Origin of the sequence: Pseudoalteromonas sp. MMG024 (assembly GCF_021654175.1) — a bacterium.
Lineage (GTDB): Bacteria > Pseudomonadota > Gammaproteobacteria > Enterobacterales > Alteromonadaceae > Pseudoalteromonas.
This window is the reverse complement of record NZ_JAKFZO010000031.1, coordinates 17,879-44,437: the sequence shown is the minus strand read 5'-3', so window position 1 is coordinate 44,437 and position 26,559 is coordinate 17,879. Positions and strand designations below refer to the sequence as shown.

The following is a 26,559-nucleotide window of genomic DNA, read 5'->3' as shown; positions in this document are numbered from 1 at the left end:
GATTAAAGTGGGTGTCTTTGTTAGTTGTTTGTTAGTTGAAGAATCTTTGAAATAACAAAGACACCCACTCTAATTTGATTTAGTTTGGGTGTTTTACTATGTTTAGGGTAATATCTAGCACAAGTAGTTCACTATAATTAATAGATTAAGTATTTGCTGCCGTGTATTTTTTTTGGAACGCTGAACTACCATGCTAATATAATTTCTATTTTTGAAGAGTATTAAGTGAAACCTTTTTTAAGCTTTCTTTTGCTTGTTGTTAGTTGTTTATTTTATGCTGCTGCGTGTGATCGCACACTTAACGTAAGTGTGAGTGACTCTTGGCCCCCATATTCTTTTAAAAACGGCAGTGAGTATGAGGGGTTGGATATAGAGATATTAAATCTACTGCTTAAGCACAATAATTTATGTGCTAATTTTTTTGTTTACCCTTCATCTAGTCGCGCTTTTGAAGAGTTTAAAAAAGGTAATGTTGATTTAATCCCTGCGGCTACTTTTTCGCAAAAGCGCCGCGCCTATTCTGAGTTTAGTATTCCCTACAGAAACGAAGTAATGGGTCTTTTTCATAATGCTAAAAGTGACAAAACAAGAGCTATAGTCACGCAACTCGACAAAATTGACTCTCCGTTATCCTTGTTAAATGAAAGCACTGTTCTGGTTAATCGAGGCAGCTATTATGGCGCTGCTTTTGAGCAATTTTCATCTAATTGCAAAGACTGTGTTGTTTATCTGAATCAAACAGAACAAAGATTTAAATTACTGAAATCTAAAAGAGTCGACTTTGTCGTTGAAGATGCATTGACCGGGGGATATTTTAAGTACCAAAAAGATGTCGTTCTGACACCCGTTTTGATAAATAAAAGCCCAACATACTTTATGTTACGCCCTGGTTTTTTCAATGAGCAAGAGCTGCAAGCTTTCAACCTATCAATCATTAATAATCGTTATGAAATTAAAGCGATATTGAAAAAATATGCTAAAAATTATGGCGTTGATCTCTCGCAGTAATCACAGTTTTTAAATAAAACGGCCTAGGAATATATAACAAAGACACCCACTCTAATTTGATTTAGTTTGGGTGTTTTTCTATGTTTAAGGGAGTTAACACTTCTTAAGGATGAGAAGTCATGGCGGTTCCAAGAAAACAGCAAATTAGTCTGGTTGATACTCCTTTCTATCATTGTATTTCACGTTGCGTAAGGCGCGCCTTTTTATGTGGCGAAGATAAAGTTACAGGGCAATCGTTTGAGCACCGTCGTGTGTGGGTTGAAGATAAATTACTTGAATTGTCCAAGGTGTTTTGTATTGATGTTAGAAAGTTAAAGTGGGTGTCTTTGTTATTTGGTGTCTTTGTTATTTCATGGTTAGATTTTTAAAAGGTTAGCTAAAATCAGGAAAATTAAAAGGAGTGTCCTCGATAACTCATTTACCATAGTGTTTTATGTTTATTTGTTGACAACGCACAATGCTGGGGGGTTAAATGTAACCTATTATTTATAATAAGAAATCCAACTAACAATGAAAATATGCAAGGACGTATCGATAATCATTCTTACAATGCTAGCTCTACAGGCATGTATTTCCGCAGATATTGTATTCACCGCAACCGAGGCCACAGGAGATAAATCACAAATCACCGAAGATGCAGAGAAAGTATTTGATCACGACGGTAGTTACAAATGGGCAGGCATTGTCGTTGGGCCCATCGTCCCTCTTCCGGTTCCTTTAATCATACCCTATGGCCAAACGGGCACAACGTCATGGTATGTTAATGGAAAAATAGTTTATTCAGAGTATGTAACAACTAAAGCATTCGGTGCGACCTGTAGCATGATAATTTTCCCGTACTGCGGCACTGAAGTAACATGGGGGCAATATATGTTTGGCAATATTCAATGGCACTAGAAATCAGAGGCGATGATTTTGACTCTGCATTAACTAGTAACACCATTGACAATTAAAGTGAGTGTCTATTGTAGTGGCATAGTTATTTTGGCCACCTAATTAGGTTCAGATCTATCCCATAGGCAACTTACAAGTATCATTAAGAATGCTATAAACAGCTAATAACAAAGATATTGAAGCAATATAAAAAGAGCGGGTGATCCGCTCTTTTTAAAGATTAGAACTTGTAAGTCACGCCGATTGAAAATGAATCGTGATCAATTTTAGCGCTGCTTTCATCAACGTTGATTTCGAAATCAGGGTGTAAGCTGTAATCTGCATAAACTGCCCAGTTTTCATTAAAGTTATACTGTGCACCTAAACCAAAACCCACGCCAGAATCTGAAAATGCAAACGATCCTCGAGACGGTATGCCCGTTGTTGCACCATTTTCGTCTAACCGGAATTCTACAAATTCGCCTTTAATTTCTGTGTCCAGATACGAAGCATAAGCAAATACGCTAAATGCATCGCTGATAGGGTAAGTGCCTTTGGCTTTTAGTGACCATTGGCTGTCGATGTCCACATATTCTTGTGTGAAATAGTAGGCATCTTTCGCTTCAAACAAATCATCGTTCGAAGAAACAACAACGTTAGCTTCAACAGAGAAGTACTGGTTTACTTGATAACCAGCAACTAGGTCAACAGTTTTAACGCTGAAGGAACCGGCATCAGCCTCATTTGGGGAAAGTTTTTGGTTGTTATAAGCTGCGCCTAAATAAATGTCATTCGCTAGCGCTGATGAGCTTAATCCTGCTAATGCTAGCGATGAAACAAGTAATACTACCTTTTTCATAATGATCCTTACTAATTAATAGGTTGAGTAATTTTCGGCATTATATTGCTCAATCATTGCGTTGTACCCTGAATGTTGTAAATAATTGTAATAGAAAATTTTTTTATAATTTAGAAAAGCTTAAAGTGGGTGTCTTTGTTATTTCATATAGACTGTAAATTTACAGGAGTAAAATTAAAAGAAGAGGTGTAATTGGTTGTAATAGACATTTCCCCAACCTTTCATAGTATTAAATAGCCTTTACAAGGAAAGCAAAGCCTATCGGCAAGTGTTGTAGTTTGGTGTAGTGAAATTACGCTGCAGCTTTGTTACTTAACACCCATATAAGGAAGATATTATGAGCAAGAGCGTTGACTTTTCGTCATATTATGCGACCCCCGCAGAGATCAAAGACTTTCCCAATGAGCCAGAGTTACAAAGTACCATGGATAGGTTATGGGATTCGGGTCTTGACGCTGCTAATCAAGCAGCAATAGTGAGCAATCCATGGACCGTTGATAATCAAGCGCCATGTAGCTGGTATGTAAACCGCAAAGAAGTGCAGTTGCCACTCGATTCACATATCGTAGAGCCCGTATTTTGGACAGCCTTTCCAAATCGTTTGAAACTTTATTTTTCACAAACGGAGAAAAGCCCTTATGGTTTGTCGGACCAACAAGTGTATCATTTGGCTGATTTTGCTGATGTGACTTTATCACCCTATCCAGCAAATGTGCCAGACAAAGATCCGAGTAATAATGGATTGCCATTTAAAATCCCGTCTAAAACCTGTCCGAATATGTCTTGGCAAGAGTCGCAAAGTACTTGGCAAGGTTATGATCCAAATGGCCCTAGGGGCTGGCTTGATGAATACTGTGAATGGGCCGTGACGCGTAATAAAGATGGCAAGATTACGAAAATCAACTTTACCTGCGAAAATCCAGAGTATTGGTACACGTTATGGAAAGTTTCACCGTCAAAAGTAGCAGAGCTTTACACCCAATTACTCGATAATGGCACCACCATTACCGTTGAAGACTTGCAATTGAAAGATGCAAACGGTGAGCTTGTTATTGACCCATTTACCGACGCACCTGCTTACAACCCGCTTAATAAGTGGAATGTAGGTACCATCGCTGACAACGAAAAAGGCGGTGCTGTACACTTAACAAGTCCGCCAAATACGATAGGTGCGGAAATTCTACTGGCATCACAAGCGACGTTATTGAGGGATTTACCTGCTCAGCAGTATAATATGCAACGGCTTGTTTGCGCAGGTGCCTTTGGCCGTCCCTATCGCAATAGTGATCCACATATTGGATTCCAAGTGAATCAGGTGATAAAAAACTTAACCGTTAAAGCAATGCTAACTAACCCGCTAGGTCTTTACTTACAAGCGCCAGATTTTAGTAGTTACACCTTTCCTGCGGGAACCCAATTAAGTGATTGGTTTAGTATTGTAAGGGGTAGAGCGGCGCTAGATGATGGCGAAAGTTATGACCAAATTCTTCACATGCAATTTCATGCACCTGAAGGTTTTACGCTTGAAGATGTAACGATTGGAACGACTGTTGAAGGCGCTGCAAGTGGGCCAAGTCAACAACCCCAAGCGATAAAATATGCAGGGCAAATTGCTGAAACCTTTAAAGTAGGTATAGCTGCCAGTGCTGTGCCATCAGAACCGAGTCAAAAACAGCAGCCCTTGCCTAATGTAATTGCTAAAACTTCAGAATGTAATGGCTATCCAGCCATGGTGATTGCAGAGAATGTACTTAACGCTATGATGGCGGCAAATCAGAACCCACCGTTTGTTTCATTCCCTGCTTATTTAAATAGCAATACCAGTTATCAGAATATTGTCGTTCAGGCGGGCTATGTTAGTCCAACAGGAAATGTGACCCAAGCGACGGTTGAAGCGTGCCGTGAAGACGGTAGTGTCGATTCAAATATTATTATTGTAGTTAACCAAGTTACAAACAGTAATGGAACACCTGTCGGTGGTGGCTCTGGCAACAGCGCAGGCTATTATAACTTTTTTGTCACTATCCATGTTGAAGCGAGCGCTGAATCTGGATTGCGTGGGGTGATAGTGAAAAACCCCGCATCGACAGAACGCCCGACGCCAATGCCTGGCTTACTTTATATTAATGTTTAGGAGTGCTATGAAATGAAAATCAATAAATTAGTTTCAATGCTTATGGTACTTTCATTGTTATTACATGTACTTTTAGCATCGGTGAGCGTTAAGGCTCAGGAAAAGCAGGTCTCTTCGCCTTCATTTGCTTGTTTAAATGCTCCTAAAGTGAGTAGTTTTGTACCTGGTGACACTAGTATTACGTCGCAAAATGGCTTGAATTGCTTTGCGTGGCAAGTGTTTATGGGGCTTAATTGGGCAGTAAAAGAAGGTGAACCGGGTAAACCCGAACTCAGTGTGCTCGCTGCGCAATTTGGTGCATCGGGCAGCGCATCAGAACAGCCTACAACGGTTTGGGAAACGTATGCGAATGCTGATGCCGTATTTTTACCAAATGCGGCAACGCCTGCACCATTTGGTAGTCAAGCTAAGCCCTGGGGCAATAAACCAATACCAGCAAGTTGTTCGGCAAATTCGACGAAATATCGCGTTATGAGTTCGAGTCGCAAGGCGAGTATGACCTCAAGCACTGGCGAATCCTTTAATTTAAGTGCAGAAACAGCGCAGGCATTTCCTAGTAATAACCCAAATTGGTTGGCTGATAAACGCGGTCAGTTGGTTTATTACGAAGTGCTTATGAGTGAAGACGAATATAACTTCATTGTCGACAACACCCTTTATGATGCGAATGGTCAAGCCGATAGGATTAATGCGAAAAAGAATATAGCAATGCCTTTGGGTGTAGGCACTAATGCAAAAGAAAAAGTCGTATTAGGAGGCCTTGAGCTCAAGGCCGCTTGGTTAGAAGTGGCCGATCCTAACACAGGCAATTGGCAAACTGATTTCAAACTGAGTACGGCGACTATTTATGATGAGTCAACCAATGCTTGTAGTACTAAAACTCTGGCATTAGTTGGCTTACATATTATTCACAAAACGGCGTCACAGCCGCAGTGGGTATGGGCTACATTTGAGCATAAAATGAATGCGCCTGACACTGCAAAAATCGACCAGCTGGCTAATCCAAATGACTATACCTTTTATTCTCCAAGCTGTAGCGAAAAAACGGTTCCTTCTGCCTGCAAAGCTAAAACGGTATCGGGTGTGGCAGTTACTAAAACGAGCTGTGATGTCAATGTGTCACCGGCTTATATGCTAGATAGTAAAAATGGCTGTGAACCTTATCCAATACAAGTGTCACGTGACTTTACTATTAAAGACACAACCGATAATAAGATAGCATCAATTAATGCATCTGCCCAAGCACTCATTAAACAGGCGAATCCTAGTTCTGTATTTGCTAATTATCAGTTGGTAAATACGCTTTGGTCATCGGCGTCGATTAATGACAATGAACCACCAGGCAACCCACCATTAACCCCATTATCTATCAGTGGGGCAACCCCGACGATTAGTGAAGTACCTGTGGCAAATACAACGCTAGAAACTTATGCTCAGGGCTTTAATTGCCTGTCTTGTCATGCCTTTGCTGGAGTGCCAGAAGGTGCGAGCAAATTGCTAGGTGGAAAAAGTTACGCTACCGATTACTCATTTGTATTTGGTTTTGCCCAATCGGCAAGTTGTTATTGGATGCAAAACAGTGCTGGTTTTGCATGGATTGATGCACCGCAAGGGGAGTTAACTAAACAGCAATGTTACAATTTAAATAGCTGTGGCGACGGTGGCAATCAATCTGGTGGAGGCTGTTACAAATGGGCGGCAGGTCCAAATCATCCGCCTCAACCATGGGCTGTTCAATAGTCACCTAGATCCCGTAGTTATTCCTCATCGGGATAACTACGGGCTTTATTATTATTGGCTCTAAATCTAGAAAATTTAGCGCAATCGCAATCATCGCGTCTTTGAAGCGCTCTTAGAAGAACAACAAAGACACCCACTCTAATTTGATTTAAGCAAAAAACTCTTTAAGTGTTTTTAGAACAGCTTTTACTTTGTACGATTGTTTTCTATCAATGGTTAACGCATATAAATCTAGGGGTTCTAATTGCCAGTCTGGTAACACTTTTACTAGCATACCTGCCTTGATTAAATGCTGAACTTCTAAATCAGGCAAAATAGCCATACCGTACCCAGCTTGCACATGGCTTGTAAGCGCATTGATATCATTAAAGCGCATTCTATATTTAGGTTGATAATGAAATGTTTCGTTATTTGAATGAGTAAGACTGATATCCGAAAATTTTCCTTGGCTTAGGTGTTTTAACCAATAGTGCTTTTTCAGATCGCTTGGCAGAACAGGGTTACTATGCTTTTTTAGATACTCAGGGCTTGCATAAATACTTTTAGCTAACTTTCCTAGAGAATGATAAATAAAATTAGACTCTTCAGGCTCACCTACTCTCACGGCAATATCAATGTGCTCTGCAACCAGATCAATACTTTTATCATTTGCTATAACAGTAATCGATAAGCCAATATTGTTATCCAGAATCTCCTTTAAGCCTTGCGCCAAAGGGTGAGATGCGATGCCTACTGTTGCAGAAATACGAATTTCACCTTCCAAGGAATGCTTTACTTCGTAAATGGCATCTTCTGCATCTTCTGCAGCCATCAACATTCTCTTTCCGTGTTGGTAGTAGCGCTCACCCGCTTCAGACAAACTAAGCCTGCGTGTTGAGCGATATATTAGCGCAACTTCAAGCTCATTTTCTAACTGGGTAATGTATTGGCTTACTGCTGAAGGGGTCATACTAAGTGCTTCGGATGCTGCCCGCATACTGCCACATTCAATAACCTTACAAAAAATAGCCATTTGCTTTAGGCGATTAATGGATGAAATACTCATTAAATTGACCAACTATTAAGTAGAGCTTAATAAAGTAATCAATTAATAGCATCTAATCAAATGATTGGTTAGTTATTATTATAAATTTCGAAATCACAAGCCATCACGTTAAGGCAAATCATGAAAATCAAACATTCAACTAGTAAGTTCTTGGCTGCAATCATCACCTCGGTGTCAATATTGAGTAGTGCTAGCGCCAATTCAACAACGTTAGAACTGTCAAAACAAGGTAACTCAATGAAAGCAATAGCAATTAAAGCACAAGATGCATTTTTTAAAGATTACAATGCAGCAGAAGTTAAAAAGTACTTCCGAGAGGATTATATTCAACATAATCCGCATGTTCCCACGGGGTTAGCACCGGTGTTAGGCTTTTTACCGAAATTAAAAGAGGCGGGCACAACTTATACAAACCATCGTCTGTTACAAGATGGTGAATTTATCATTATGCACAATACCTACAACAACGCAGAAGCGTTTGGTGCTAAAGAAGTGGTCACTTTTGATATCTGGCGCATGCAAAATGGGCAAGTTGCTGAGCACTGGGATGCGATTGCGCCAATTGTTAAAGAAACTGCTAGCGGAAGGTCACAGTTTGATGGACCAACAAAGGTTGAAGATATTGATAAAACTGAAGCCAACAAAAAGCTTATTGCTAACTTTATGCAAGATGTTTTTTTCGGTAAGGCGCCGCAAAAAATTACCGAATACATCAGCGCAAAGCAGTATGACCAACACAATACTATGGTTAAAGACGGCTTAGATGGCTTGAATGAAGCGCTTGCCTACCTCGCATCTCAAAACAATATGTTTGAGTACCATAAAGTTCACCGTATTTTTGGCGAAGGTAACTTTGTATTGACCCAAAGTGAAGGTCGCTGGAATGGAAAACCTCAGGCATTTTACGACTTATTCCGTGTGAAAGATGGTCAAATCGTTGAGCATTGGGATGTTATTCAAGAAATACCTGCTCAAATGGCTCACTCAAATACGATGTTTTAAATTAGCTAGTCAGTGGGGCAGAGGCGTTGATTCTCGGGTTCGATTCAGTTCATTTCATTGGGTAAAGCGCTTTTTTAAAAGCTAGATAAAACTATCTAGCTTTTATCTTGATAGTTTATAACCTACCGTTTTCTGGATTCATTACTCGTTGCGCTAGTTCTTTTGAATTCGCAGCTTTGAATTTTGGTGCTAAGTAGGTTTTTGCCATTTCAACACGGGTTTTAAATTCATTACTGTTTAATACGTCTTGATTAACCACTTTTAATCTTGCTTTATTTTGCCATTTAGAGATGGTTTTTTTATCTTCTTCAGCATCTAAAGGTAAAATTTGTACATGTGCTTGGTTCCAGCCCATATCAACATCAAACTCTACAAAATACTCTTTGCCAGCTTCTACATTTGCTTCAAGTACTGAATAACGTTCTGATAGGGCGATATATTTATGCTTGCCCGGTTTGACTTTAACTTGAAAATATTGTCCCACTCGCGTACTTGCGACAAAACCATCCTCATCCCATATATCAAATGGAACACTGCCTATTAGTTTTTCCATGCGGAAAAAATTAATTACAGCATGTTCGTTGTCTGGCTTTATAGGGGTTTTGCCATCTTGCATCACATCAAAACCAAGTAGCGAAGGGTTTGCGAGCAAATTGTCATATGCATCATTTTTTCTTGGACTATCAAGCTCGGCTTTATACTTAGTGCGCATTACCATCGATGCACCTAAATCGTAGTCAAGCTCAGTTGTTTTTCCTGTCGAGTAATCAATTGACATGAATACAGTTTCACCTGGTCGGTTATCAATTTTCGCATAACCGAATCCTGCTAGTCCTTGTACTAGGTGGAGTGAATTGATCCCCGAATCCAACTTCAATAGTGTATGCGAGCCATTTGAAAGGTCAGCCACAACTTTATCATTTACCGCAATCCATGCGCCACGAGCGCCTCCTTGAAAATTGCTCCCTCTAATCATGTAAACGTAAGTTTGATCTTCTTTTGGTTGTTCAGTTTTAAACTGCTGAACTAAATTTTGGTCTACCTTGTAAGTTGTTTTACATCCGGTAAGCGTAAGCATTAAACCTAAAGCCACGGCCGAAGCGGAAATTTTAAAAGATTTCACTAATCTCTCCATATAGTTTGTTTTTATATCCAATTAATTCGCTTAATAGCGAGCATATTATCTAATAAAAACAAACTACTTTAAGCTATTTATATTACTTTATTGTAAATGAACGAAAATCAATGGTGTCAAATGAGGGGGTAAGTTAAAAACACGGAGTCCGGTCTAGAATTGTGCATTGAAGAAAAAGTCACCTAATTTTATTAACCTTTCAGGCATACTAATGGGCGATCCGTTCGCCCCATCTTATTTTATTTTGTAAGCAAAAAATCACTTTGGATTTGAGTGAAGAACGCTTTATTAAATGCAGGTTTAGTGCGTGTTGATTTTGCAATAGTTACGTGGCTGTTGTAGTTTGTTGCTTTTGACGTGATATGTGATCTGCATAAGGAATGCAATGAGTAGTACCATTAATATTTTATACGTTGAAGATGATGTCGCCAGTGCACAAATTTTAACCCTTTATCTTGAAAAGCAAGGTTACCGAGTTAGTCACTTTGATAATGCAGTCGATGCTCAGCGGGCGCTCGATAATTTGGCGTTTCAGTTAGCTATTTTCGACGTTATGATGCCAGGAGGAGATGGTTTCTCTTTATTAAAAAATGCGACCAAAAAAGACATTCCCAGCATTATGGTGACGGCAAAGGTAACTGAAAGCGACCGCATTCATGGCTTTGACTTAGGCGCTGATGATTATGTGTGTAAACCCTACAGCCCAAGAGAAGTGGTATCGCGTGTTCAAGCGTTACTTAAACGCAGTTACAAGCATACAGGTGCGCACCAAGTATGGCTGTTCGGCCAGTTAGAGATTGATGTCGATGCCAAATTGGTAAAACTAGCTGGCGATCATTTAAAACTCACCGCTGTTGAGTTTGCCATTTTAGTTAGTTTAGTCACTCATGCAAAGCGTATTATCTCGCGTGAACAATTGATTAATCTCGTGTGGCAAGGGCGCAGCGATATCACCGATAGAGCAGTCGATACCCATTTAGCTAACTTACGTAAAAAGTTGGGTGATAGTAAAAAAGATCCAACCTATATTGCCACACACTATGGTCAAGGTTATCAGTTTGTTGCGGCTAAAACACAATGAAATTACGTACCAAATTTACGCTATTAGTTGCTAGTTGCACTTTTGTATTGTTGGGAATTTATTACTTGTTAAGTGTATACACAGCAAGTAATGCATTTGTCGAGTTTAACCAAAAAAGTGTTGTGCAAATGACCACTGAGTTACTAGATGATGATGACGTGGAAGCGCAGATTACTTCGTTACCACACAATTTGCCTGTTCAGCAACAATATACAGCACTATCTCATGTCTTTACTGAGCAGTTATTTATTTTGGTGCAAAACGAGCGCGTTATTTTGCCATCAGAAAGTGCGACTGATTTGCGGATTACCTATATTGCTGTGGAGCACGGTCATCAGTTTAAAATAGCGCCGCTCAATCAATCTCCATTATTAATTCAATTCAGCCAAGAACAGTTGCTACTGAATGACCAAATGGGTGAATATGCATTATTTTGGTTACCCAAAAACACGTTGGAGCGAAAGCATCAAGAGTCTTTGTTGATGTCGCGCTTGGCCGATGAATTTATGCTGAGTTTGCTTGGCTTATCTCTGCTTGCTGCGCTGCTGTCTTGGTTGGGCGCATGGTACTTTTTAAAGCCGCTAAAACACCTTAAACACAGCTTTAAAGATATTGAAAATGGCAATTTAGACACCCGTATTGAAGTAACTAAGCACGATGAGGTAGGTGAAATCTTAGCCAGTTTCAACCGCCTTGCAGCGTGGTTGCAAGGGTTGCATCAGCAATATCGGCAAATGAATTCAGATCTTTCTCATGAACTACGTACACCGCTCAACGCCATTCGTTCACGTGTTGAAGCAATGGAAGACGGAATATTACCGATGGAGCTTGAGCAGCTAAGCGTACTTGGTAAAGAGGTTGAATCACTGAGTCAGTTAATTGATGACTTAAGCCTGTTATCGCTGACCGAATCAAATCAGCTAACCTTACAATTTGAAGAGGTTAATATTACACAGCTTATTACTGATTTAATGGCTAAGTATCAGCTTCAGGCAAGTTCGCATGGCATTGTGTTTACATCGGATTTAGCACCAAACACTAAGTTAGTCACCGATGCTAAAAGACTGAGGCAAATATTGGTGAACTTACTTGATAATGCATTTAAATACGGGTCAGCTGGTCGGTTTATTAAAGTAAGCCTACACGCTTGTGACACGTATGTTGATGTTGCCGTAGAGGACCATGGTGAGGGGATGTCGCAAACTCAATTAGACAATATCTTTGAGCGCTTTTACCGAGTACAAACATCTCGTAACGATACCAATAGCTTAGGGCTCGGGTTGCCTATTTGTAAACAACTTGCGGAGCTCTTAAGTGCAGCATTGACGGTAGTAAGTGAACCAAATAAAGGCGCAAAGTTTTCATTAAGGCTTTTTAAAAAATCTTGATAATTGCTTAACAATTGCTTTTTAAAGTACACCTAACAAAACAAAGAACAACAAAGAAGGTGATTTATGAAAGCAATTTTAAGTGCAGTAATTGTGGGAATTATGAGTTTCTCAAGTAATGCAAATCAGGAGAACACGAAACCAGTTACAATGCCAATGCAGTTCACACAATATGGCCATGTTATGGTGGATGCTCAGTTAAATAACGCCGACACAGTACCTATGGTTTTAGATACCGCAGCTACTTCAGGAGTTATTTCAAATAGTTTATTAAATGAGTTGGCATTGCCAGAAAGCGCACTCGAAAAAGAAGAAGTGACCAGTGCAACAAGTAAAATGATACTCACGCAAGCAAACGTCAATACAACCCGTGTTGGTCATACTTCGGTGATGGATTTACCTTACATAACACAAGATTTAACCGTGCTCAAAACCGCACAAGGTAAAGTGCCGGGTATTTTAGGGTATGGATTTTTAGAAAAACACTGCACCGTTTTAGATTTTGTTAAAAGTGAAGTGACTTTTTATGCACAAACCTGTTCAGAGCAAGTTACGCATGATTTAAAATCGCAAGCGTTTTGGCTTGATGAAGAATTTATTAAGTTTAACGTTGAGTTTAATGGCCAGAATGTTGATGCGGTGTTAGATACAGGCGCACCTATAAACATCATTAACTCTCTCTTGTTGGCAAAGCTTGACGTTGAAAAAAAAGACAAAGAAGATCTTAAGGGCCTTCATGGTAAAGCAATACAAAAACAAAAGTTAGGTGAGGTAAGGTTTAATATTGGCGAACATATCGTAACTAGCTCTAATACAACGGTTTCTGATATGCCAGTATTTAAAAAACTCGGCTATGAAAATAAGCCAGTAATACTAATGGGCCTTGCAGATTTCAAAGGCGGAAAATTGGTTATCGACTATCAAGCCAAGCATATTTATTTTTAAATCAATACACTAAGAAAATAACAACGATTTACCCATCAGGAACAACAAAAACACCCACTCTAATTTGGCTTAGTTTGGGTGTTTTTATATGTTTAGGTATGGCTTATGGGGTTAAAGAGCTAAAAATCACAGTAACCCACTTTATTCTAATTGAGTTAGTGTCATTTTAAGCAAATGGGAAAGATCAGACTCTCCCCATTGAGCAGGCCTTGTTTAAGGTGGTGACTAAAGCTTTTGTTTGAAAGCTGAATACTCATTTACGGCTGTGGGTATAGACATGTAGGGGTTAGTACCATGATCAGCACCTTCTGTAAATTGATGGGCCCAAACCAAGTTATTAGGTGCATTTTCATCGAGCGCAGCTAACAGTCCTTTAAACGAGCCTTGTAATAATAGACGGTTCTTTTGCCCCTAAACTTAAATAAAAAAACTTCGGTGCACCCTCAAGTTTAAATAGGTTCTTTTTAAATTCTTTTACAACCACTGAATCGTCGTACCACGCTGCAGGGCTAAACGCAAAATATGCATTAAATAGCGAAGGGTGAGTGATCATGGTGTACAACACAAAACTGCCACCTGCAGAATAACCGCTGAGTGAACGGTCGTTTGATATTTTATAACGACTTTCTATGTAGGGCAGCAACTCGGTTCTAATAAAGGCTAAAAACGTATCTGCGCGGCCAAACAGCTCTCTTGCTGTTTGATTAGTTGGGCGAGTAGAAAGAACAAAGACACCCGCTCTGATTTTTCATTGTTTCTTATAAATAACAGAAAAAACAAATGCATAATAATTAAACTTTAACGTCATACTATGTAATAAAAAATTGGGTAATAATAGTTCCAGAGCTCGTTAAAAAAGTGTTTCGGCACGCAAACTCTTAACTAGATGTCTATATTTGAATTCTTTGCTGTGAACAATTCATATGGAATAAAAAACAAAGGACCCTATATGAACAATTTTACCCAAGGACGTATTGCAGTTAACGTCAAAACATTACGATTACTGAGAAAAAAAAGCCCTTAGTCAGGAGAAACTGGCAGAAGAATGCGCTCGCTGCCGACTACCTGTTTCTGTTTCATCAATAAAAAGAGCAGAAGCCGGCAAGAATATACTTTATCGAACCCTCTTTAACCTCGCCCATTACTTTAATGTCAGTGTCGACTCACTGATTCAAAAAGCCCCATTGCCAACGTGGCTTTATAGTCAGCTAATGAATGCAAGCCCAGAAACTTGTTATGGCAGAGAGTGGGAATTGCAACAACTTCACACGTTACTCAATCATGCTGAAACTGAATGTAAAACTAAGGTCGCGTTTCTGTCAGGAATGATTGGGATTGGTAAAACCTGTTTATTGGGGACATTTACCAAGCAGCTTGCTACCAACAACAAAACGGTGGCCAATATCGAAGTCTGTGCCACGCCTCATAGCAAAGGGTTTTCAATCGCTCTGCTGTTAAAACTACTACTAAAGATAAGCGAAGCAGACTCGTATGATGACGTAAAAAACAAAACGCAACTTGTCTTCAGTTCGACCAAAAGCGCAGTAAGGGTATTGTATTTAATGAACTATGCGCTGGATAGTAATCAGATGAATGCGCTCGCCAATATAAACAAAAACCAACTTGATGAGATAGACGCACACATCGCAAACGATCTACTGGCCTATTTAGGCCATAAAAAAGTATCCGTTGTTGCGATTGATGGGCTACACCTTCTCACCCATGACGAAGTAACGTTCATCCGTCACTTAACGCAAGTGAAAACCTCTGCTCCGGTACTAATTGTACTCACTGCACAAAACAACGGGCTATTTACTTATTTGCCCAGTTGGTTATCTAGTGCGCATAGTATTCCGATCAAAGAGCTGGATGTGCCAACACTGGAAACGATTGCAAAAAACACACTAGCTAAACAAGGGGTTTGTCCTCACAAATATCGCGAAAAAATAGATCTTGCTATTCGTCGTATCAACGGTAATCCGCTGTTTTTGAATCAGCTATTGATTGCCCCTAATATCGACTCCTCACTCCCTGAAAAGCTAACACAAAGTATCAAGTCGACCCTTGATGAAATGCCACCAGATGCATGCGCCATATTGAAACTCGCATCCCACAACGGTCAACACTTCGATTCAAAACAGCTACACCAGTTTTCATCTCATAAGGCGATTAAGTTCCCGCTTTGTATGGTGCAAAAACTCCTAAAAAGTGGGCTTGTAACCCAAACGACAGAGCACTTTAGCTTTGTACACCCAATGGTGTGCGAAGCCATTAAACACCATACGCGCGACTTTGAAGATCATGGGTATAAACCACAACAAAATAGGCAAAACTATCAAGTGAGCCGTAACTGACCCATTTTAAGGTACACGAAAAAGTAACCTTTCCTTGAACCAAAAGCACCCATGAAATAGTTCCTACTAACAACTTCATGGGCTGCCTTTAACACATCAAATTAAGGAAAGGTTATGCTCACAGAACTGACAGTAACACACGAAGAAACAGCATGGATTGGTAGTAGCGATGCATTGTTTCAATTAAAAACACGTATCAACAAACTTGCACATTCAGATTTGCCAATTCACATTGTTGGGGAGCCTGGCAGTGGCAAGCAACTTGCGGCTTATCAAATTTACCGAACCCCTTCTTACAAAAAAGGCAAATTTGTCAGCTTTTGCTGTAAAGAGTTCTCAGAGCGCAACTTAGAAAAACAAATGAAAGGCCTGATAAGTCAGGCAAAACGGGGGACTTTATATTTAAAAAATGTGTGTCATCTGACATCTTTGCAATTCAACGATATCAAGCACTATTGGCTGACGGATGTGGCTCAAAAAGACGATGTTCAGCTGATCACCTCAACCACGGCGCAAAATCAGCTTAACGCACATCTCGCCTCTGACCCAGACGAGCTGCTGAATTGGCTGCAGTACCATTGTCTTGAGCTATCAATGCCGACACTGGCACAGAGGTGTGATGATATTGCCTATTTAATTGACCACTACAAAACCACCAACGACAAGATAGCAGCTCTTAACTTCGACGCCACAGCCATGACAGTATTAAAAAACTATGCGTGGCCAAACAATGTTAAGCAACTCAAACGATGCCTCGAAAAGCTCACTTTTTCAGTCGACGATCGCGAGATTAACGCTGACATTTTACTACGCAACTTTCCGAGCATGAACCACAATGGTGAAATATCAAACGCGCCTGGAATTACCAGCAACAACCCTCACTCACAACCGACAATATCACTTAGCAGTGACGATACTCACACGGTAGAGCAACCCGTGGATTCGATGTATTCTCACGAACACTATTTGCAAATTGATATCAACAAAACCCTCACACCAAGCAATAGAGTTCACCCGGCACTGGGTAAAGCCCTTTCATATATTGAAGTGTATTACACCCACCCTTTAAGTCTAAGTGAAGTTGCCAGTCATGCCTGTGTAAGTCCATCGCACTTATCCTATTTGTTTAAGCGTTATGTGGGGCAATCATTTAAACAAACCTTGCTGAAACACCGCATTCGCGCGGCGATGAACTTATTTCGCAACGACCCTTATAGCCAAGTGACCGAAGTGTGTGACGATGTTGGCTTTTCAGATCTCAGCTTTTTTGTACGTAAATTTAAGGCGGTGGTAGGGGTTAGCCCTGGGGTTTACCGCGACCAAAGAGCGAAACATTAACAATGGATAATGCCACGAGTGTGGTCAATCGCACTCGTCTAGCGGCACCAGTTGAGCTATCCGGTGGTAGGTATATTTGCTTTTAATGCATGTTTTTTTCCCTCGTTTTTACCAAATAGCTTGCGCGTTCCTACCAATCTAAAGCAAAACATCGTCAGTATACTGAGTTCAGTGTTTAGGCAAATGGTTTACAGTGAATCGCCTAAGCATTAGGCATTCAAACACATTAATTTTTCAATAAAAAGGTTTAATCATGGCATTTCCAACAGCAGTTAACGATCAAATTACAGATTCAGTCACTCAGGCAAACGTAAAAGTGCTAGGCGATGCGCCAGCGATGTCGATGGGCAACTTATTTCAAGCCACATCACAAGCACTTGCCAATGCAGCACATAACGCGACCTCGGCGCAACAACAAACCGGCGTTACCGCACAAGCTGCGACCACAATGGGCGTAACAACATTGTACTCAATTGATACGGCATCGACCGGGGTTGCAACCAAAGACATCTTAACCCCGAGCAACAAGGTTGCCGGACTCGGTAGCTAATCCGCTCAAACAGTAGACTTATTAGGAGTTAATTATGGCTTTTCCAACCGCTGTAAACAGTCAAATTACGGACTCAGTAACACAAGCAAATGTGCAAGTGTTAGGAGACGCGCCTGCCGTTGCTATGGGCAATTTATTCCAGGCAACGTCACAAGCGCTGGCCAATGCGGCACACAACGCAACAACGGCACAACAGCAAGCAAATATTACGGCGCAAGCAGCCACAACAATGGGCGTAAATTTACTTTACTCCATCGATACCGCATCTACTGGTATGGCGACTAAAGCAATTTTGGGTTAATCCCATCGCTTAATCTCAGCTAGTAAATAACCTTGTAATCATATGATTACAGTATATTTAACTTAAAAAGGAATATAACTATGGCATTTCCAACAGCAGTAAACAGTCAAATCACAGACTCAGTATCTCAAGTAAACACGAAAGTGCTAGGTGATGCGCCTGCTCTTGCAACTGGCAACTTTATGATTGCAACAAGCCAAGCGCTTTCTAACGCTGCACATAATGCAACGTCTGGTCAGCAAAACAACGGTATTACAGCGCAAGCAGCTCTGGTACAAGGTGTTAATACGCTATACAGCGTAGACACAGCTTCTGCAGCTGTAGGAACGTCTAGAATTTATCGTTAATTAGGCGATTGCAGAATCAATCATTATATTGATGCTCACCGCAGGTGTTTTGATATTCGCTCGTCGCAATCAAAACACCTGATTTATAGGAGACGGCACCCAATGCAAAGCCAAGTTTTTTCAGTCGATGTTGCAGCTATTGCGATGGCAAATGCCATTGCGCTTGTGATGGAAAATGCACAACAAAATGAAAAAAACGCACAAGCGATTCAAAACGCCAGTGTGACCCAATGCTGCGCGTTGATGATAGCCGCAGGTGCTGCCGCGGCTGCGAAAGGTTAGTTAGTCATTTAAGCAGCGAAAATAAAGACAAAGGACATTCAACATGAGTACAGTAAACGATCAAGTCACAGATGCAATCACTCAGCTAAATGCACTGCTTAGTGGCGGCGCGGCAGCACAGTCAATGGGCATGCTCGACGTAACGGGTACAGAAACCATCGGCATGTCGATGTTTAATGCGGTCACCGCACAACAAAATGCACAAACGTCAGCCTCAGCAGCTGCAACGGCAAGCTGCGCGAAAATGCTCAACTTGATGATACCAACGCCACCACCTGAAAAGGTATTAAAGCCTGACGACAAAAAGACGATTGCTGATTTAACACACACAATCCAAGCGCTGCAAAAGAAAGAGCCAGCCGCGGCAAGCACCACCGCAGGTGCGCCCTCAGAAGGTGGCACTGACAACGCAAGCACAAAATAGAATTACACGGGTTGCACGTTAATGGCAGACAACTGTATAGCGGTATTTGCAATCTCAAACCCAATCGAAGGTAGATAAGGTAATAAATTATGGCCGATTCCACACAAGTCAATCCGCAAATAGTCAACGCACTGGAAGTCATTCAAAACGGTGTGCTGTCAGGTGAAATGAATAAGCTGTCAGGTGCTGGTAAGGCGTACCAGTCGGTTTCACAATCGTCTGCAATTGCCGTTCAGGATGCAACCGACAACTTGCGTAACATCAACACAATGGCAACCACAGCGATGGGTGTCGCGATGGCGCAAATGCTTGCTACCGGTGATGTTGCTAAGTATTCACAAATTATTGACGCGGCCAATACTATGGTCAGTGATGGCGCAAGCAACTTTAAAACGGTCGGTGAAAACGCGGGTACTTTGTTGAGTCAATTTCCAACAGGTGGTTCTTCGTCTGCTTCATAAATAAACAAAACCTCGCAGCATCAAATAAGTAGAGCTCATTATGACGATAAAAATTAACAATACAGAGATAACGGCACTCGCACAATTACCGAATAGAATTCAGACGTTATTGACATTTACCCAGGGTGACAAGGGATTTGATGCGCTGGCGAGCAATAAAGATGAGGTTTTTGAGTTTGCGTCGTTTGATGCATTTGCAGAGCAACTACCACAGGGCTTTCGCAATTCATCCCTGATCCTAGTAGCGCCAATACAGTTGGTTGCAGATGTTAAAAAGCTGCTGGAGTTTAGCGCTAACGACTTACGTGACTTGGCTGTATGTAAGAATGCGCAACAAGCAAAACCGCTGCTGACAAAATATCAATTGCTCAATAACGCTGACTTTGAACTCGTTAATCAGTTTTGTAAGCAAAACGGCCTATTTACGCAACCAATCATGGCCGCCGCGCAATTTAGCGAGCACATTGTGTTGCAAAATGTACTTACCTATTGCGACAAGGTATTTTCGCCAACCACCACACAGCTTAAGGCTGCGGTTAATTGGGCGCTGGGAGCCGCGCAAAACCTAAGCGAGTTTGCACACTATTACTGCTTATATTTGGCTTGGCAAAACAGTGACCCGGGTAAAAACCAACGCATTGATGACGTAGTGGCGCAGCTAACTGACGTTGTTAAAGATTACTTTCAATGCCCAAAGGTAACGTATGAGCTAGATGCGCAAATGCTAAACGCCGCCATCATCCAATGGCATGCTAAGGGGAATTTATTGGGTTTTACCAGTATTAGTAGTGCCATATTGAGTACCGCACTGCATATCAAATTAGCTGACTCCTCAACAGTTGCAGAACAAGCGAATACCTATTTAACCTCGGTACAAAACGAGCTTGCAAGCAAGTTAGCCAACGATAGCTTCATCGAGCAGGCAGGCACAGCACGCAGCTATGTATTTGACCTGGATTCATCGCAAGCAATTATCAATATTGATCCTATTGGCTGTATGAGCATCGCAAGTATTCGCCCTAACTACCCCATTGTTAACTCGGCTAAATGAGGCAGTTTTCATGAAAAATGACAATCCTAACAATCACAATACGCCAACGGATAATACGCAGCCACAAATGCATGCCTTAGCTCAGCTAGCCATGCCTCCTGGTCTTGATAATTTATTGGCGAGCATTGATCAGATGCTCGCCAATGCGCAACACACTATCGACCAGTCGCTGCAACAATCAACACAACTCATTGCGCAATCTCGTCAACAATTGCAACAGTACGAACAGCAAAGTACCGTTAATTCTGATGAAACCGGCGCGCAAGACAGTTCAGCAAACCTTGCCTTTTCTTCACTGGCAGAGCAGCAACAAGCGGCCCAAGCCTCGGCAAAAGCGGCTCAAGAGGCGATGGATAAAACCATTCAAAACATGCATGCGCAATTGCTGGAGAAGAACAAGCAATACGAACAAGCAGTGACGCAACAGGTAGCAAACCATCAAATACAGCCCAGGATAAGTCATTATGATATCGCTTTGTGCAACGCCCATTAACGATTTACCTGACGAAGAAGTTAAGAAAAGTGCGGCATTAAAACAAATGGAAGAATTGGTTAGCCGCTTACAGAGCGGGCCAAAATACCACACGCTGACCGCATCAGATCGCGCCTTATTGATCAAAGAGGGCTATGCCAGTGACTTGGTAAATAACCTTGTTTTTATGACCCAAAGGCTCACACACCCCGTTCATACACTAGGCAGCTCGCCAGTGACGCACGACGACCATGTAAAAATAGGCTTTACCTATGCTGCGTTTGATCCCGCGCTATATGCAAGTAACACGGTCGCTGAGCAAGTAAAACAGCGGTCAAAAGGATGTTGCGCACTGTGTGAAAGCGATTTAACAGCAACCGAAAGCGGTGCCGTGAGCCATTTTCGCCCTGTAAAATTACTTGATGACATTGCCAACGATGGCAAAACGCCTCACACAACCTATTCCCCTTACTATGCCTTGGCGTATCAACACGACAACCTTCTTTACGTGTGCAAAGCGTGTGATGAACAGCATAAAGCCGGACTATTCCCCGTTATTGGCAAACGCTTTCCAGATACGCCTCTTGATGAAGAGCAAGCGATTTTAATTCACCCGTATCGCGAACAACCGCGTGATTTTATTCGCTTCAACCCCCTCAATGGACAAGCATTTGCCTACGACCAGCTAAGCGCGTTTCTTATGGCATCTCGCCAGCTGTCCAGTCAAGAGGCTGAACTATTAATATGGACAGATCCAAGGGTGATCCCAGAACAACATGCCACAAGCACTCCTATCAGCGATGATTTTCAGCAATGGCATGAGGCATTGCCTAGCGACCAACAACAGTTATTGAGCCGCGGCCAAATTAGCATTGACACCTATGGGTTAAATCGACCAGCTCTGGTCAATGCGCGGCAAGCACATATTAACCAATTATTATCGTTGTATGAGGCGCATAAAAAACTGTTTTCAAACGAGGCAACAATAACGCTCGACGACATTCCCGTCAGCGCCTACCGTAGTTTGTCAATTGACGTATTTAACTACTTGAATACGCAGCAAAACGTTGACAAAAGCAAAAAACAAAGCACACCGAAACCACTTAATATCGAGCCTGACTATAGACCATCACCCGCGCCAATCGCCATGCTGAATTACCCAACATGGTTGCGCTCTTGCCTAGTTTATTGCGTTGGAGAATCAGAGCTACAACAGCAGCAAAAACGCCGCTTAGTCATGCTGTCTGGACAAGATGCTCATTTTGGTAAAAAGCCCATTGAAAAAAGCGTGTTTTTGGCGATTGATTGGCAGCGCGACCAACACAAAATAGTCAAAGTAAAGTCTCATCGCAATATATGGGAAACCTCGTTTTCCGAACTTGCTAACACGCGCCCGCAGGAATTAACTCACTTATTTAGCCAAAATGAAGTCTGGATTGAAGGCGACTTTTCAAGCCTCCAAAACTAACCATTACTAAATAAGTGTATCCGTATCAATTTTCTAACCAACCAACAAGGAAACACAACCATGAGTCAATCGACTGAAGAAAACATCAATATCGCAGAAGCCGTAGCAGCAGACGCAGTGCAAGATTCAGATATTTTAGTCTCTGAGCAAAGTACCGGTTATGCCGCTTACACACCTGAGCAGGCAGAAGCAATTGCCCGTGATGCGGTTATCAACGCCATCAATACCACTGCTCAGCAAATTCAAGGTAGTGTTGGCTACAGCCAAGTTGATCAGGCAGAGCAAAACGCTACACAAGCTGTTGCAGCAACAGACTTTGACTAAACACCATCTTGATACGCCCATCAACCTCCTTACGTAATATAACTAAGGAGGTTTTTTACCATTTAGACACCTCTACTCTTGGCAATCACCCCCCCCCTGAGATCAGATAAAGTACCAACAAACCCATAATAACGACCAATCATCAGCCTAAAAACAGCCCTATAGTAAACGCATCAAAGAATGAAAGGGCTTGATTATGTGGCTCACACAAACCAAAACACTAACCAGTCAGTACCGCAGTGCCGTTGCGCAGAAGCGCCGAAAAGTGCCTCATATTCGCGCGTTACCGCCCCGTTTACAGCGCGGCATGGAAGCATTGACGGGTGTGAACCTAGCGGATGTGCGAGTGCACTACAACTCCCCGAACCCGGCACAAGTACAAGCCCACGCGTATGCACAAGGACGTGATATTTACTTAGCTGCCGGCCAAGAAAAGCACCTCCCCCATGAACTGGGCCACATAGCCCAGCAAGCGCTGGGAATGGTAAAGCCCACCACCGAAGTCAATGGTGTAGCGGTCAATGACGATCCTAAACTTGAGCAACAAGCGACAGACTGGGGTGAGATGGCGGTTCGTTTAGGTGGGCAGGGGTAGTTGGAACGCAAGGGTTTAACAGCGAACTTGGCCGCGGGATTGTAGGAATGGGCAAGAGCTTACGTCAATAATACTTACATGAGTACTCTTCACAAACATTTTTTAAACACGACAATGAAATGACGACCGTGTTAAAACAAACCGAACAGTAATAGAAGGAAAAACAGCTATGTATAGAAGTTTACAAAAACGCCATGAGCGATACTCACCTAAAAGCTGTGTACGTACCTTGGATAATAACAAGGAACACCGATTTAACGACATAACAACGAATAGAATGATCCGACCAATACACAGCAGCCACTGCCCTAATGTGCGCAGTAACACTATGAAATTTATTCAACGCGCGTGTAACAGCTACGCAGAAAATGACGGAACTATAAAAGATACGGGAAGAGTGACACTTCTATCGATAAAACGAGGGAATAACAAAGAAACTACAAAGATACCACCCTGCCATTACTTAACAAAGCAAGGGAATCCAATTCAAGGGAATCTAAAGCACTACATACCGTATAAATCAATAAGTGAGAAGCTTCAGAGAATGATCAAATCAGCGCGCAACCGCACGGTAGGAGGTCAACGGTTACGGTCATTATGGCTACAGTTATCGGGTGAACTAGTGCTCCCCTTCGAAGATAGCATGAGTGTATACGAATGGAATGAGAAGGCCTCCCAGCTAATACATAATGTGTGTATGTACGGTAATAACCTATTTAAAGGAGACTCCGCTGGCGACAGAGACATATATAACAAGCTAATAGACGACATACCTACTGACGATACTCTTGCAAAAATAATGAAAGATGACACCGAAGATTTTAGGAAACTTCTCGACGCGTATAACACACTACAAAGCGACGAAGATATTGAACCTAACCCGGCAGAGAAGAACAAAGAGATAAAAACCCTTCATGCAGGACTGCAGTCAATTAAACAACAAGGAAGCGATGAGGAAAATATAAATGGTAGTAATATGAATGTGAAAATAGAAGACGATGGGGTTCATAACATCATATACAATATAAAACCTAACGGAGTGGGGCAAGAGAATACAACGATAGAAGAGGAAGGTGAAGATGAAGATGAGCTCTGAGGCACACATCAGTCAGCTGCTGTAAAATAATAGTGTGATTTTTTAGCGAATAATTGTGAGAAAAATTCTGAGGGTCTTTCTTTTTGCTTTTAGCCTTTTTGAAATAATGAGCACACTGTGAACGTGTGTTCATCGCTTACGAAGCTTATAACTTTAAATCGGACAACATGATGGTCACACATCAGCCGGCCACACTGAAAAGTGGTGAAGGTTTCTACCGAATTGTTATTTCAGGGTAAGAGGTGATCACCTCCAGCTTCCTCAAAACCACTTTCTTACAGTGCCAGTTAGCTAATCATCCGTATAAAAATTCATAAAAAAGACCAAATTCTTAGGAGCTATTACCAAGGCCGATACTGCCTGCTGTAACGGTCAAATAAACGTATAGATTCTTATCTGGCAATGTGTTGGTCACACATCGGTCGGCCAAAAAAAATACTGAGAATGTCTACCGAATTGTTATTTTAGTGTAAGAGGTATCACCTCCAGCTCCCTTAAAACCACTTTCTAACAGCACCCGTTGGCTAATCATTCGTATAAACATTCATAAAAAAGACCAAATTTTTAGGAGTTATTACCAAGGCCGATATTGCCTGCCCGCCTAAAGTTAAGATAGTAAGCGTTCGACCAATTAATCAAATTAATCATGACACCCATTTTTATTTGTTAGATGAGATAAATATTTAACCGTGACCTTAACGTGAGCTCCTGAAAATAAAATAGGTACGCCTGAGCGTGGTTTGTTAACAGTTCTAAAATGCGTAGTAAGTGGGTGTTAAAGGGTTACTGAAAATGAATACACGTTTAATCTAAAAATTGAATAGGGATTGTTTTTTAACACCGCGTTCAGGTGTTAAAAAACCATAAATGATAGTGAGATAGTCAAGGTATAAGCCACTCACTTTTACTTGTGTTGTTATAGGTAATAGGGACAGCCTAGTGCATTGGCTAATTAAAAACTTAAAAAGGTTTGAGATATGTATGAACAAGTAGAGAAGTCGAAAAAAAAATTAGAAGGACAGGCATCATACGCGAACAAATTACCCAGATATGAATACAAAAATACGGTTTGTTTCACCAAAACACCTAAAGCCATTATTCAAAAAAGAATGAATGTCAACAATATCAACTGCACAGATTCAGACTCGGAATTCCAAGCCATGGAGCAAGCTGTAAGGGCCAGCACTGATATTGTTCTACAAGCTGGCTGGGCAGCTATCAATCACAGGTTTTCAGAAACAGAGTTAAAAAGCATTATCGCTAACTGGATTTCAGGCGGAACCAGTACCTCTTCAAAAATTTGGGAGGCATTAGGTTATACGCCATCTGTTGCAAGGACGTGGGATTTTTCCTCTAACGAAGAAGCTGCTCGTACTTTGGTTGCAGAAGCCATGCGCCCACATGCAGAAGCCAAAGAAACAGCTCTGGCTGATGAAGTTTTTGATTCTGCCGAGATACTCACCGGTGTGCGACGCTATCTGAAGAAGGTAAGGTCTTATGTTAATAAAATTATTGCATTACGTTACCGGGATGATGATTGGCTGGATGACACCAGTATTTACGGCTATTACTATAACTCGCTGAGCTCTACACTTTGGAGTAAGGTCAGTGGTAAGAAGGCCACGACAATTAACGATATTCTCGCTAATCCAGATGATTACTCATTGGAATATTTGATACCTGCCGTTAAGGATATTACTCAAAAATTTTGGGACTGGTTTAATGGCCCAATTAATTCCCAGGAAGCTCTAGATCTTGCTAATAACTCCATCAATGTGCCTGCACATTTGAGCAATGCACATTATATTGATGCTGCTGGACTGCCTCAACATGAGCCTATTAATATCGTACGGCCCAATGGTATTATTGACGAGTCCAGTGCAACAATGCGTTGCCTGCGTAGCAAGGGCATGATCGTAGACCATGGCCCATCCTATAGTACCGGTAGAATGATGCAACTGGGCCGAGCTGTTGGTGCTACAGATGCAGAAATGGAAGCGGTGGCCTTAGGTATTTTTGCTTTCTGGAACAGAAAATATTGGCGTAGTACCAGTGGCATACATCAATACCACTTTGTTATGGATATGTTGAAAAACTATGTCCCTGCTATAGACAGCCTAAATTACCCCAACGATCTAGCCGCAGGTATGTCGGTAGGACTTACTAATATCAACAACACACGTTATCAAATAAACCCTCAGGCGACGGAGGGTAACTGGGTTGCTCCATAACAAAATAGTACGGTTTCACCCATTAGACAGCCGTTGTAAAGTAGTCGAGTGAATT

The 26,559-nt window shown here is 41.5% G+C and carries 27 protein-coding genes and 1 pseudogene; 24 read left to right on the top strand and 4 right to left on the bottom strand.

Translation table 11 applies throughout. The features are described 5' to 3' along the window. The first annotated feature begins 225 nt into the window (after positions 1-225). The 3 genes and pseudogenes from L1068_RS20415 to L1068_RS20405 all read left to right on the top strand — a co-directional run bounded on the left by L1068_RS20415 (position 226) and on the right by L1068_RS20405 (position 1,905). Positions 226-1,008, top strand: a complete 783-nt coding sequence (locus tag L1068_RS20415) for a transporter substrate-binding domain-containing protein (protein ID WP_237131721.1) — start codon at positions 226-228, stop codon at positions 1,006-1,008. A gap of 119 nt (positions 1,009-1,127) precedes the next feature. After that, a pseudogene (locus tag L1068_RS20410) lies at positions 1,128-1,313 on the top strand (transposase); the annotation flags it as partial. A 244-nt stretch (positions 1,314-1,557) separates the two neighbouring features. After that, positions 1,558-1,905, top strand: coding sequence for a hypothetical protein (locus L1068_RS20405; protein ID WP_237131720.1), 348 nt, complete (start codon positions 1,558-1,560; stop codon positions 1,903-1,905). A 217-nt stretch (positions 1,906-2,122) separates the two neighbouring features. Here L1068_RS20405 and L1068_RS20400 read toward each other — a convergent pair whose 3' ends face one another. After that, positions 2,123-2,740, bottom strand: coding sequence for a porin family protein (locus L1068_RS20400; protein WP_237131719.1), 618 nt, complete (start codon positions 2,738-2,740; stop codon positions 2,123-2,125). A 337-nt stretch (positions 2,741-3,077) separates the two neighbouring features. Here L1068_RS20400 and L1068_RS20395 point away from each other — a divergent pair, with 337 nt between their 5' ends. Together L1068_RS20395 and L1068_RS20390 are read left to right on the top strand one after the other, a co-directional pair. Continuing rightward, on the top strand, positions 3,078-4,874 hold the full coding sequence (locus L1068_RS20395) for a hypothetical protein (RefSeq protein ID WP_237131718.1): 1,797 nt from the start codon (positions 3,078-3,080) through the stop codon (positions 4,872-4,874). A 12-nt stretch (positions 4,875-4,886) separates the two neighbouring features. Next, positions 4,887-6,614 (top strand): hypothetical protein, encoded by a 1,728-nt coding sequence (locus tag L1068_RS20390; RefSeq protein WP_237131717.1) that lies wholly within the window; start codon positions 4,887-4,889, stop codon positions 6,612-6,614. A gap of 148 nt (positions 6,615-6,762) precedes the next feature. On the opposite strand, the gene L1068_RS20385 is transcribed toward L1068_RS20390, so the two are convergent. Next, the gene (locus L1068_RS20385; RefSeq protein ID WP_237131716.1) at positions 6,763-7,659 is read right to left on the bottom strand and encodes a LysR substrate-binding domain-containing protein; all 897 of its coding nucleotides are present in this window, start codon (positions 7,657-7,659) and stop codon (positions 6,763-6,765) included. A 120-nt stretch (positions 7,660-7,779) separates the two neighbouring features. On the opposite strand from L1068_RS20385, the gene L1068_RS20380 reads away from it, so the two are divergent. Continuing rightward, positions 7,780-8,661: a nuclear transport factor 2 family protein gene (locus tag L1068_RS20380; RefSeq protein WP_237131715.1), complete on the top strand. Its 882-nt coding sequence runs from the start codon at positions 7,780-7,782 to the stop codon at positions 8,659-8,661. Positions 8,662-8,776: 115 nt separating this feature from the next. Here L1068_RS20380 and L1068_RS20375 read toward each other — a convergent pair whose 3' ends face one another. Next, positions 8,777-9,784 (bottom strand): hypothetical protein, encoded by a 1,008-nt coding sequence (locus tag L1068_RS20375; RefSeq protein ID WP_237131714.1) that lies wholly within the window; start codon positions 9,782-9,784, stop codon positions 8,777-8,779. Positions 9,785-10,181: 397 nt separating this feature from the next. Here L1068_RS20375 and L1068_RS20370 point away from each other — a divergent pair, with 397 nt between their 5' ends. The 3 genes from L1068_RS20370 (at position 10,182) to L1068_RS20360 (ending at position 13,210) form a co-directional block, all read left to right on the top strand. After that, complete coding sequence (locus tag L1068_RS20370) at positions 10,182-10,877, top strand: response regulator transcription factor (RefSeq protein ID WP_054981555.1); 696 nt, start codon at positions 10,182-10,184, stop codon at positions 10,875-10,877. Then, positions 10,874-12,265 carry a HAMP domain-containing sensor histidine kinase gene (locus L1068_RS20365; RefSeq protein ID WP_237131713.1) on the top strand — a complete coding sequence of 464 codons (1,392 nt, stop codon included), beginning with the start codon at positions 10,874-10,876 and terminating at the stop codon, positions 12,263-12,265. The genes L1068_RS20370 and L1068_RS20365 overlap by 4 nt, the downstream gene beginning before the upstream one ends. A 66-nt stretch (positions 12,266-12,331) precedes the next feature. Next, positions 12,332-13,210 carry an aspartyl protease family protein gene (locus L1068_RS20360; RefSeq protein ID WP_054981557.1) on the top strand — a complete coding sequence of 293 codons (879 nt, stop codon included), beginning with the start codon at positions 12,332-12,334 and terminating at the stop codon, positions 13,208-13,210. Positions 13,211-13,583: 373 nt separating this feature from the next. On the opposite strand, the gene L1068_RS20355 is transcribed toward L1068_RS20360, so the two are convergent. Continuing rightward, positions 13,584-13,853, bottom strand: a complete 270-nt coding sequence (locus L1068_RS20355; protein WP_237131712.1) for an alpha/beta hydrolase-fold protein — start codon at positions 13,851-13,853, stop codon at positions 13,584-13,586. Between the two features lie 568 nt (positions 13,854-14,421). Here L1068_RS20355 and L1068_RS20350 point away from each other — a divergent pair. The 15 genes from L1068_RS20350 (at position 14,422) to L1068_RS20280 (ending at position 26,504) form a co-directional block, all read left to right on the top strand. Further along, positions 14,422-15,564, top strand: coding sequence for an ATP-binding protein (locus L1068_RS20350; RefSeq protein ID WP_237131711.1), 1,143 nt, complete (start codon positions 14,422-14,424; stop codon positions 15,562-15,564). Between the two features lie 114 nt (positions 15,565-15,678). After that, positions 15,679-16,902, top strand: coding sequence for an AraC family transcriptional regulator (locus tag L1068_RS20345; RefSeq protein WP_237131710.1), 1,224 nt, complete (start codon positions 15,679-15,681; stop codon positions 16,900-16,902). Between the two features lie 253 nt (positions 16,903-17,155). Further along, a complete protein-coding gene (locus L1068_RS20340; protein ID WP_237131709.1) occupies positions 17,156-17,452 on the top strand; it encodes a RebB family R body protein in 297 nt (98 codons plus the stop codon). 34 nt (positions 17,453-17,486) lie between these two features. After that, positions 17,487-17,753 (top strand): RebB family R body protein, encoded by a 267-nt coding sequence (locus L1068_RS20335; RefSeq protein WP_237131708.1) that lies wholly within the window; start codon positions 17,487-17,489, stop codon positions 17,751-17,753. A gap of 80 nt (positions 17,754-17,833) precedes the next feature. Then, positions 17,834-18,100: a RebB family R body protein gene (locus L1068_RS20330; protein WP_237131706.1), complete on the top strand. Its 267-nt coding sequence runs from the start codon at positions 17,834-17,836 to the stop codon at positions 18,098-18,100. Between the two features lie 102 nt (positions 18,101-18,202). Then, positions 18,203-18,382, top strand: a complete 180-nt coding sequence (locus L1068_RS20325) for a RebB family R body protein (protein WP_237131705.1) — start codon at positions 18,203-18,205, stop codon at positions 18,380-18,382. Positions 18,383-18,425: 43 nt separating this feature from the next. Continuing rightward, positions 18,426-18,806 carry a RebB family R body protein gene (locus L1068_RS20320; RefSeq protein WP_237131704.1) on the top strand — a complete coding sequence of 127 codons (381 nt, stop codon included), beginning with the start codon at positions 18,426-18,428 and terminating at the stop codon, positions 18,804-18,806. 89 nt (positions 18,807-18,895) lie between these two features. Beyond that, the gene (locus L1068_RS20315) at positions 18,896-19,267 is read left to right on the top strand and encodes a hypothetical protein (protein WP_237131703.1); all 372 of its coding nucleotides are present in this window, start codon (positions 18,896-18,898) and stop codon (positions 19,265-19,267) included. A gap of 40 nt (positions 19,268-19,307) precedes the next feature. After that, positions 19,308-20,318, top strand: coding sequence for a hypothetical protein (locus L1068_RS20310; RefSeq protein ID WP_237131702.1), 1,011 nt, complete (start codon positions 19,308-19,310; stop codon positions 20,316-20,318). Between the two features lie 10 nt (positions 20,319-20,328). Continuing rightward, a complete protein-coding gene (locus L1068_RS20305; protein ID WP_237131701.1) occupies positions 20,329-20,811 on the top strand; it encodes a hypothetical protein in 483 nt (160 codons plus the stop codon). Then, entirely contained in the window at positions 20,783-22,258 is a 1,476-nt protein-coding gene (locus tag L1068_RS20300; protein WP_237131700.1) for a hypothetical protein, read from the top strand. The genes L1068_RS20305 and L1068_RS20300 overlap by 29 nt, the downstream gene beginning before the upstream one ends. 60 nt (positions 22,259-22,318) lie before the next feature. Then, positions 22,319-22,582, top strand: coding sequence for a hypothetical protein (locus tag L1068_RS20295; RefSeq protein WP_237131699.1), 264 nt, complete (start codon positions 22,319-22,321; stop codon positions 22,580-22,582). Between the two features lie 196 nt (positions 22,583-22,778). Then, positions 22,779-23,177 carry a DUF4157 domain-containing protein gene (locus L1068_RS20290; RefSeq protein ID WP_237131698.1) on the top strand — a complete coding sequence of 133 codons (399 nt, stop codon included), beginning with the start codon at positions 22,779-22,781 and terminating at the stop codon, positions 23,175-23,177. A 622-nt stretch (positions 23,178-23,799) separates the two neighbouring features. Beyond that, positions 23,800-24,273 carry a hypothetical protein gene (locus L1068_RS20285; protein ID WP_237131697.1) on the top strand — a complete coding sequence of 158 codons (474 nt, stop codon included), beginning with the start codon at positions 23,800-23,802 and terminating at the stop codon, positions 24,271-24,273. Between the two features lie 977 nt (positions 24,274-25,250). Then, positions 25,251-26,504, top strand: a complete 1,254-nt coding sequence (locus tag L1068_RS20280) for a hypothetical protein (protein ID WP_237131696.1) — start codon at positions 25,251-25,253, stop codon at positions 26,502-26,504. The last annotated feature ends 55 nt before the right edge of the window (positions 26,505-26,559 follow it).